Origin of the sequence: Streptomyces sp. SID12488 (assembly GCF_010548275.1) — a bacterium.
GTDB lineage: Bacteria > Actinomycetota > Actinomycetes > Streptomycetales > Streptomycetaceae > Streptomyces.
The window spans coordinates 1-9,303 of sequence record NZ_JAAGLT010000012.1 but is presented as its reverse complement, the minus strand read 5'-3'; the positions used below and the strand labels follow the sequence as shown (position 1 = coordinate 9,303).

Annotated in this window: 9 protein-coding genes; 4 read left to right on the top strand and 5 right to left on the bottom strand. The window is 70.1% G+C overall.

Annotated features, from left to right (window positions below):
* Positions 1 to 47 precede the first annotated feature (47 nt).
* The 3 genes from G3I56_RS19785 to G3I56_RS19775 all read left to right on the top strand — a co-directional run bounded on the left by G3I56_RS19785 (position 48) and on the right by G3I56_RS19775 (position 2,150).
* A complete protein-coding gene (locus G3I56_RS19785; protein WP_164410694.1) occupies positions 48 to 275 on the top strand; it encodes an MbtH family protein in 228 nt (75 codons plus the stop codon).
* 67 nt (positions 276 to 342) lie between these two features.
* Positions 343 to 1,917, top strand: a complete 1,575-nt coding sequence (locus tag G3I56_RS19780; protein WP_164410693.1) for an amidohydrolase — start codon at positions 343 to 345, stop codon at positions 1,915 to 1,917.
* Positions 1,914 to 2,150 (top strand): hypothetical protein, encoded by a 237-nt coding sequence (locus G3I56_RS19775; protein ID WP_164410692.1) that lies wholly within the window; start codon positions 1,914 to 1,916, stop codon positions 2,148 to 2,150. Before G3I56_RS19780 ends, G3I56_RS19775 begins: the two co-directional genes overlap by 4 nt.
* Before the next feature lie 83 nt (positions 2,151 to 2,233).
* Here G3I56_RS19775 and G3I56_RS19770 read toward each other — a convergent pair whose 3' ends face one another.
* From G3I56_RS19770 to iolC, 5 genes are all read right to left on the bottom strand, one after another.
* Complete coding sequence (locus G3I56_RS19770) at positions 2,234 to 3,019, bottom strand: GntR family transcriptional regulator (RefSeq protein ID WP_164410690.1); 786 nt, start codon at positions 3,017 to 3,019, stop codon at positions 2,234 to 2,236.
* 89 nt (positions 3,020 to 3,108) lie between these two features.
* Positions 3,109 to 4,986 (bottom strand): 3D-(3,5/4)-trihydroxycyclohexane-1,2-dione acylhydrolase (decyclizing), encoded by a 1,878-nt coding sequence (iolD, locus tag G3I56_RS19765; protein ID WP_164410688.1) that lies wholly within the window; start codon positions 4,984 to 4,986, stop codon positions 3,109 to 3,111.
* Entirely contained in the window at positions 4,986 to 5,882 is an 897-nt protein-coding gene (gene iolB / locus G3I56_RS19760) for a 5-deoxy-glucuronate isomerase (RefSeq protein WP_164410686.1), read from the bottom strand. Before iolB ends, iolD begins: the two co-directional genes overlap by 1 nt.
* 97 nt (positions 5,883 to 5,979) lie before the next feature.
* Entirely contained in the window at positions 5,980 to 6,858 is an 879-nt protein-coding gene (locus G3I56_RS19755; protein ID WP_164410684.1) for a deoxyribose-phosphate aldolase, read from the bottom strand.
* A gap of 70 nt (positions 6,859 to 6,928) precedes the next feature.
* Positions 6,929 to 7,909 (bottom strand): 5-dehydro-2-deoxygluconokinase, encoded by a 981-nt coding sequence (iolC, locus tag G3I56_RS19750; RefSeq protein WP_164410682.1) that lies wholly within the window; start codon positions 7,907 to 7,909, stop codon positions 6,929 to 6,931.
* A 283-nt stretch (positions 7,910 to 8,192) separates the two neighbouring features.
* Between iolC and G3I56_RS19745 the strand changes: the two genes are divergently transcribed.
* Positions 8,193 to 9,206: a substrate-binding domain-containing protein gene (locus G3I56_RS19745; RefSeq protein WP_164410680.1), complete on the top strand. Its 1,014-nt coding sequence runs from the start codon at positions 8,193 to 8,195 to the stop codon at positions 9,204 to 9,206.
* The last annotated feature ends 97 nt before the right edge of the window (positions 9,207 to 9,303 follow it).

Below are 9,303 nucleotides of genomic sequence, written 5' to 3'. Positions count from 1 at the left end.
TGACCGGCACCGACCCCACTCATCCACCCCAACCAAGGAGGACCCGCATGAGCGGCAGCAGCACCAACCCCTTCGAGAACCCCGACGGCGTCTACTCCGTGCTCGTCAACGACGAGGGCCAGCACAGCCTGTGGCCCGACTTCGTCGACGTACCGGCCGGCTGGACCGTCGTGCACGGCCCGGCGCCCCGCCAGGAGTGCCTGGACCACATCGAGGCCAACTGGACGGAAATGCGGCCCAAGAGCCTCGCGGAACGCATGGAGCGGACCGGCTGAGGCCGTGATCGGATCTGATCCGATGGACCGGATCGGCTTCGGAACCGGAACGAGGAACTGACTTCCCATGCTCACCACGCGACTGACCAACGCCCGCGTCCTCACCATGGACCCCGACCACCCCGTCGCCCACGACCTGGGCATCTGGCGGGGCCGGATCGTGGGCCTGGACGAGGCGGTGACCGGGCTGCCCGCGCAGCGGGTGATCGACCTCCAGGGCGCGACCGTGCTGCCCGGGTTCATCGACAGCCATGTGCACCTGGCCTGGACGGGGTTCAAGGCGGCCACGCCCACGGTGGCGCCCTGCGTCCGGGTCGAGGACGTGCTCGCGGTCGTCGCGCAGGCCGCGGCTCAGGTACCGCCCGGCGGCTGGGTGGACGTCGCGGGGTACGACCAGCGGGGACTCGGCCGGCATCTGACCCTCGCCGAGCTCGACAAGGCCGCCGGCGGGCGCAAGGTGCTGCTCATGCACGACTCCGGACACGGCTGCGCGGTCAGCAGTCCGGTGCTGGAACTGCTGCCCGGTGTGATCCCGCACGAGGGCGCCTTCCTCGCCGAGGGAGCCATGGGCGCGGCCCGAGCCCTTCGACTGCCGCACTCCCAGGAGGAGTTGGCGGAGGCGATCGGACGCGCCGCCCGCGCCTGCCTGGCCGAGGGCGTCACCGCGTGCGCCGAGGCGGGCATCAGCGGCGCCCTGCTCGGCAACAGCCCGGTCGAGCTGGGCGCCTACCAACTCGCCCGGGAACGCTGCCTGTTGCCGCTGCGGGTCCAGCTGATGGTGGCCGCCGACCGGCTGCACTCCGTCACCGCCCACGAGGCCGACGGCATCCCGCGCGCGCTCGACCTCGGGCTGCGTACCGGGTTCGGCGACGACTGGCTGTCCGTCGGCGCGCTGAAGGTGTACACCGACGGCGGCATGATGGCCCGTACCGCCGCCCTCACCAGTCCCTATCAAGGGCTCGACACCGCAGGGCAGTTGCAGGAGGACCCCGAACTCCTGAAGCGGACCATCGTGGACGGGCATCTCGCGGGCTGGCAGCTCGCCGTGCACGCCATCGGCGACCGCGCCGCCGATGTCGCCCTCGACGCGCTGGAGGAGGCGCAGCGGCTGCGGCCCCGGCCGGACGCCCGGCACCGGATCGAGCACGCCGGGCTGATCCGTCCCGACCAGTTGCCCCGGCTGGCACGGCTCGGTGCGACAGCCGTCGTACAGCCCAACTTCCTGCGGTACTTCGGCGACGACTACGCGTCGATCATGGGGGAGGAGCGGGCGCCCTGGCTGTACCGGGGGCGGGGGTTCCTGGAGCACGGCATCCGGCTGGTGGGGAGTTCCGACCGGCCGGTGGCGGACGGGTCGCCGCTGCGAGCCATCCAGTTCATGGTTGAACGGGCTTCGCTGTCCGGGCAGTTGATCGGGCCGGACGAGGGGATCACCGTCGACGAGGCGCTGCGCGCGTACACCGTCGACGGCGCACACGCCTGCCACTGGGAGGACAGCGCGGGCAGCGTCACGCCCGGCAAGCGGGCCGATCTGGTCGTGCTGGGAGACGACCCCCGAAGCGTCGACAGCTCACGTATCGGGGACATCGAGGTCGTGGCGACACTCGTCGACGGCCGGGAGAGCGAGGAGGGAACGCTGTGAGCGCTCCGACGACGGACGTCATCGGCGAGTACACCCAGCTGTGGCAGGACTCGCCCCACGCACCTCGGTGGGTGCTCTGGGACACAGCCGGGGACGTTCTGGTGTTCGACCGGGACGTCAACTGCCCCCTCTACATCGACGACCACGCGATCCGGGCCGAGGTGCTGCGCCGGATGCGCGCGGCGGGCGTACCGGAGAGCGCGGAGTACCCGGGCCGCCCCTGTTCCCGATGACCGTACGAACGACGGTGGAAGGAACAGGAACAGAAGCGGGAACAGGGACGGGAGCGGGAACAGGGTCGGGGACCGGGGACGCCTCAGGGGCGCATCAGTAGCTGGAAGTCGAAGGCGTATCGCGACGCCCGGTAGATGTGCGTGCCGAACTCCACGGCGCGTCCGGTGTCGTCGTACGCCGTGCGCTGCATGGTGAGCAGGGCGGCACCCTCCGCCTCCTCCAGGCGTTTGGCCTCCGCCGCCGTGGCCGAGCGGGCGCCGACGGTCTGGCGGGCGCTGTGCAGGGTGATGCCCGCGGTGCGCATCATCCGGTACAGGCCCGTCGACTCCAGCCGGGCGCCGTCGAGTTCGAGGAGCCCGGAGGGCAGATAGTTGCAGAGGAACGCCACCGGCTCGCCGTGCGTGCAGCGCAGCCGCTCCAGCACGACGACCTCGCTGCCCTCCTTCACCCCGAGGTTGGCGGCGACCTCGGCGGACGCCGGCTGCCGCTCGTTGCGCAGGACCTGGGTGGTGGGCCCCTGTCCGGCCGACTCCAGGTCGTCGTACAGACTGCTCAGTTCGAGCGGGCGCTTGACCTGGCTGTGCACCACTTGCGTACCCACGCCTCGCCGACGCACCAGCAGGCCCTTGTCCACCAGGGACTGGATCGCCTGGCGGACCGTGGGCCGGGACAGGCCCAGGCGGACCGACAGGTCGATCTCGTTGCCGAGGAGATTGCCCGGCGCCAGGACCCCGTGCTCGATCGCCGCCTCCAGCTGCTGAGCAAGCTGGTAGTAGAGCGGAACCGGGCTGGAGCGGTCCAGCGTGAAGTCCAGGGTGTCGAGCGGGGAGCCGGACACCGCACGGGAACGATCACCGGGTGTCGCCACCGGGCACCTCCCTTCATTTCCTTCATTCGATGACGATGTGTCAGGAGCAGCTGGGGGGAACGAGGTTGATACCGCCGTCCACCGGGGAGTCAGAGGTGCCGTCGACGATCGACGACCTGGCGGTCGTACTCCTCGCGGGCCCGTACGGCGGACTCGCGGGTGGCGGTCTCGGCGACCGGTACGTCCCACCAGGCCTCCGCCGGAGGAGCGGTCGGCGTCGGGTCCGTCTCGACGTACACGCAGGTCGGCCGGTCCGAGGCGCGGGCCGTCGCCAGGGCCGTGCGCAGCTCGCCCACGGTCTTGGCGCGCAGGACGTCCATGCCGAGGCTGGCCGCGTTGGCCGCGAGGTCGACCGGCAGCGGCTCCCCGGTGAAGGTGCCGTCGGCGGCCCGGTAGCGATAGGGGGTGCCGAAGCGCTCACCGCCGACAGACTCGGAGAGGCCGCCGATGGAGGCGTAGCCGTGGTTCTGGATGAGGACCAGGTTGACCGGCAGGCCCTCCTGGACGGCGGTGACGATCTCGGTCGGCATCATCAGATAGGTGCCGTCGCCGACCAGCGACCAGACGGGTGTGTCCGGGGCGGCCTGCTGGACGCCGATCCCCGCCGGGATCTCGTAGCCCATGCAGGAGTAGCCGTACTCCAGGTGGTACTGGCGGGGGCTGCGGGCCCGCCACAGCTTGTGCAGGTCGCCGGGGAGTGAACCGGCCGCGTTGATGATCACGTCGTCGTCACCGACGACCGAGTCCAGGGCGCCCAGCAGCTGTGTCTGGGTGGGCACAGCGGAGTCGTCGGCAGCTGTGAAAGCGGCGTCGACAACCTGCTCCCAGCGGTCCTTGCCTACGCGGTACTCGGTCTCGTAAGCCGAGTTCACACGGTGGCCGGACAGTGCCTCCGTCAACGCCCTGAGGCCCGCCCGCGCGTCACAGACCAGCGTCCGTGCCGCCAGTTTGTGGGCGTCGAAGGCGGTGATGTTGACGTTGAGGAACCGCACGGCGGGGTTCTGGAACAGGGTGTTCGAGGCGGTCGTGAAGTCCGTGTAGCGCGTGCCGACGCCGATGATCAGATCGGCGGAACGGGCCAGATCGTTGCTGACAGCCGTACCGGTGTGGCCGATGCCTCCCAGGTCGGCGGGGTGGTCGTAGCGCAGGGAACCCTTGCCTGCCTGGGTGGACGCCACGGGGATGCCGGTGGCGTCCGCCAAGGCCTTCAGCGCGTCCTCGGCCTGGCTGTGGTGGATCCCGCCGCCCGCGACGATCAGCGGGCGCTCGGCGGCCCGGATCGCCTTCACCGCCTCGGCCAGCTCGTACGGGTCGGGCGCGGGACGCCGGACGTGCCAGACGCGCTCGGCGAAGAACTCCTCCGGCCAGTCGTACGCCTCCGCCTGCACATCCTGAGGCAGGGCGAGCGTGACCGCACCGGTCTCCACCGGGTCCGTGAGGACGCGCACGGCGTTCAGCGCGGACGGGATCAGCGCCTCGGGGCGCGTCACCCGGTCGAAGTAGCGCGAGACCGGGCGCAGGGTGTCGTTGACGGACAGATCGGCCTCGACCGGGTGCTCCAGCTGCTGGAGCAACGGGTCCGCGGTGCGCGTCGCGAAGTAGTCGCCGGGGAGCAGGAGCACCGGAAGGCGGTTGATCGTCGCGAGGGCGGCGCCGGTGACGAGGTTGGTGGCGCCCGGGCCGATGGACGTGGTGACGGCCTGTGTCGAGAGCCGGTTGAGCTGACGGGCGTAACCGACGGCCGCGTGGACCATCGCCTGCTCGTTGCGGCCCTGGTGGAACGGCATCGCGTCCTCACCGGCCTCCAGAAGCGCCTGACCGAGGCCCGCCACGTTGCCGTGGCCGAAAATGCCCCACGTGCCGGCGATCAGCCGGTGGCGGACGCCGTCGCGCTCGGTGTACTGAACGGACAGGAACCGCACCAGCGCCTGGGCGACGGTCAGACGGCGGACAGGGGTGGTGCTCATCAGGACTTCTCCGGGGCCGTGTAGAGGGGCAGACGGGGGTCGACGGGCTGCTCGGGCCAGGTGCCGCGGACCCAGGCGTGATCGGGGTGGTCGCAGATCAGCCAGGCGCGGTCGGCCTCGGGGCCCGCCATGACGTTGAGGTAGTACATGTGGTGGCCCGGCACGGCCATGGAGGGCCCGTGCCAGCCGTCGGGGATGAGGACGACGTCCCCGCCGCGCACCTCGGCCAGCACATCCGTGTTCCGGCCCTGCCCGGACGGGGACACCCGCTGGTAGCCGAGGCCGGGCGTGCCCTCGTGGTCGGCGAACTCGAAGTAGTAGATCTCCTCGAGGACGGACTCCTCGCCGGGCCGGTGCTCGTCGTGCTTGTGCGGCGGGAAGGACGACCAGTTCCCGCCCGGTGTGATCACCTCGACGGCGATCAGCTTGTCGCACTCGAAGACGCCGGCCGCGCCGAAGTTGTTGACCTGCCGGGAGGAGTTCCCGGTGCCGCGCAGCTCCACCGGGACGGAGGAGGCGGGCCCGTAGCGGGCGGGCAGCCGCCGGGTGCAGCGCGCGCCGGTGAGCGCGAAGCGCCCGCCTGCGGCGGAGGTGATGGTCGTACGCGCGTCACGGGGCATGTACACGAAGTCGCTGACGCCGCTGAACACGCTGTCGCGGCCGTGCACCTCGAAGGTGGTGTGGCCGAAATCGTCGGTCGTCTCGACCGTGCAGGCGCCGTTCAGGGACAGCGTGATCCACTCGCTGTCGCCGGTGGAGAAGGTGTGCGAGCCGCCCGGGGGCAGTTCCAGCACCCGGAGGCTGGAGTAGCCCCAGCCGGCCTTCTCGGGGTTGACGTCGACGACGTACGGGCCGCCGAGAGCCTTGCCGGCCGGGAGGTGGTAGGCGGTGGTCATGATCTGTCACTCCTGTTCACAGCGGGTCCTGTGTTGACCCAGTTCACGGCCATACCTTTGTCATCTCGGTTCACAACAGCGTCGCTGTTGATGCGGTTCACAGCAGTCCCACCGCCGTGTCCACGGCTGACTCCACACTGCCCGAAGACGGGTAGAGCAGCGACCGGCCCACGACCAGCCCTTGCACGGTCGGCAGCCGCAGCACCTTGCGCCAGCGCTCGTACGCCCCCTCCTGGTCGTCGCCGACCTCACCGCCCAGCAACACCGTGGGCAGCGTCGACGTCTCCAGCACCTCGGCCATGTCGTCCGGGTCGTCGGTCACGGGGAGTTTCAGCCAGGTGTATGCGGAGGTGCCGCCGAGCCCCGACGCTATGGCGATCGAGCGGGTGACCGCCTCGGCTGACAGATCGCTGCGCACCCGGCCGTCGACCCGGCGCGAGATGAACGGCTCGACGAACAAAGGCAGTTGGCGCGCCGCCATCTCGTCCACGGCCCGGGCGGTGGACTCCAGGGTGGTGAGCGAACCCGGGTCGTCGTAGTCGACGCGCAGCAGCAGTTTGCCCGCGTCGAAGCGCAGCCGGGCGATGTCCTGGGCGCGGTGCCCGGTGAAGCGGTCGTCCATCTCGAAGACCGCGCCGGCCAGCCCGCCGCGGTTCATCGACCCCATGACGACCTTGCCGTCCAGGACCCCGAGCAGCAGCAGGTCGTCCAGGATGTCGGCGGTGGCCAGCACCCCGTCCACACCGGGCCGCGACAGAGCCGTACACAGGCGTTCCAGCAGGTCGGCGCGGTTGGCCATGGCGAGCCGACGGTCGCCTACGCCCAGGGCGCCGCGTGCCGGATGGTCTGCGGCCACGATCATGAGCCGTCCGCTGTCGCCGATCAGCGGTCGCCGGACCCGGCGGGCGGCGGCCTCCGCGACGGCCTCCGGGTGCCGGGCCCTGACCGTGGCGAGGTCGGCGATGCTGATGGTCAAAACTGGCTCCGTTCAGGGGTGCGGGGCGCCCGTTCGAGCGCCCTCGAAATCGTCGCGGTCCGGCGTTCACTCATCGGGGCGATCCGCTCGCGAGGAGGTCGTCGACCTCGGACCCGGTCGGCATCGCGGACGAGCAGGCGAGACGGGAGGCGACGAGGGCGCCGGCCGCGTTGGCGTACCGCATGGTCCGCTCGAGCTCCCAGCCGGACAGCAGTCCGTGGCACAGGGCGCCGCCGAACGCGTCACCCGCGCCCAGGCCGTTGACGACCTCGACGGGTACCGGCGGTACCTCGGCGCTGGTGCCGTCGCGGTGCACCGCCAGCGCACCCTTGGGGCCCTGCTTGACGACGGCCAGCTCGACCCCGGCCGCCAGCAGCGCCTCCGCGCAGGCGCGCGGTTCGCGTACACCGGTGGCGATCTCGCACTCGTCGAGGTTGCCCACCGCCACGGTCGCGTGGCGCAGTGCCTCGGCGTAGTACGGACGGGCTTCATCCGGGTCGCTCCAGGCCGCGTCGCTCCACAGCGCCGGTCGCCAGTCCAGGTCGAACACGGTGATGCCCGCCCGGTCGCGGGCCTTGAGGGCGGCGAGCGTGGCCGAGCGGCTAGGTTCCTCGCTCAGACCGGTGCCGGTGATCCAGAGGACGCGGGCGGCCCGGATGCCGAAGAAATCCAGCTCTTCGGTGCGTATCTGCAGGTCAGGCGCGGTGGGCTGGCGGTAGAAGTAGAGCGGGAAATGGTCCGGCGGGAAGAGTTCGCAGAACGTGACCGGGGTCGGCAGCCCTTCGACCGGAGTTACCCAGCGGTCGTCGACCCCGAACTCCTTCAGAGCCTGGTGCAGATAGTCGCCGAAGGCATCCGCGCCGGTCCGGGTGACGACGGCCGAGGAACGGCCCAGACGGGCCGCCGCGACCGCGACGTTGGCGGCCGACCCACCGAGAAATTTACCGAACGTCTGCACTAGGGTCAGCGGTGCGCCGGACTGCAGCGGATAAAGATCAACTCCGATGCGGCCCATGGTGACCAGGTCGAAGGGCGGGGCTGACTCGGTCATGCGATGCTCCTTCGAGCTGCGGAGGATGCGGGTCCCGAGGGGCCTGTCGTCCTCCCAGGTGTAGGACTCGAAGGGTGACGCTGTCAAGAGTTTGTTCTTACATTCTGACCTGCTCGTGAAATGATGTCTTAACAAAGTATTGACAGCGGACATGTCCAAGGATTTGGATTCGGTCCCAGCACGACCGCCGTGTTCGCGGCACACGGCCCGGACCTCCGGGACCCGGGCCAGGGATCGCTGAGATCCCTCCCTCTCCCCGGTCGCACAGTGAGGTGCAGGAAAGATGGACCGCTCTTCTCGCTCCCGCAGAATCGCCCCCGTCGTCGCCGCTGCCGCGGCAGCGGCCTTGGTCCTCGCGGGCTGCTCCAGCAGTTCCGGCGGCAAAAAGTCCGAGGACAGCAGCGCCGACGCTTCGGCGGGCAAGGCCACCACCCCTCGGATGACCGTCGCCCTGGTCACCCACCAGGCGCCCGGCGACACCTTCTGGGACATCGTCCGCAAGGGTGCCCAGGCCGCCGCGGACAAGGACAACATCAAGCTCGTCTACTCGGCCGACCCGAACGCGGGCAACCAGGCCAACCTCGTGCAGAACGCGATCGACCAGAAGGTCGACGGCATCGCCATCACGCTGGCCAAGCCGGACGCCATGAAGGACGTCGTGGCCAAGGCGACGGCGGCGGGCATCCCCGTGGTCGGCCTCAACTCGGGTCTGAGCGACTGGAAGAGGCTGGGCCTCCAGCAGTTCTTCGGCCAGGACGAGTCCGTCGCGGGCGAGGCGTTCGGCAAGAAGCTGAACGAGCTCGGTTCCAAGAAGGCCGTCTGTGTGATCCAGGAGCAGGGCAACGTCGGCCTCACCCAGCGCTGTGACGGTGTGAAGAAGACGTTCACCGGCACGCTGGAGGTCCTCAACGTCAACGGCACCGACATGCCGTCCGTGAAGTCGACGATCACCGCAAAGCTCAACCAGGACAAGGCCATTGACTACGTGGTCGCGCTCGGCGCCAGCTACGCGCTGACCGCCGTGCAGTCGGTGGGTGACGCCAACAGCAAGGCCAAGGTCGCGACCTTCGACCTCAACAAGGAGATGACCGACGCCATCACGAAGGGCGACATCCAGTTCGCGGTCGACCAGCAGCCCTACCTCCAGGGCTACTTGGCCGTCGACTCGATGTGGCTGTTCAAGAACAACGGCAACTACAGCGGTGGCGGTGAGCAGCCCGTGCTGACCGGCCCGGCGTTCGTCGACAAGTCCAACGTCGAGAAGATCGCCGCGTTCGCCGCGAAGGGCACTCGGTGATGTCGAGTCAGGCAACGGCTCCGGCGGCGAGTTCCTCGCCGCCGGCTCCGCCGGCCGCTCAGAAGGACGGGCGCACCAACCAGCGGTCCCTGGGGCG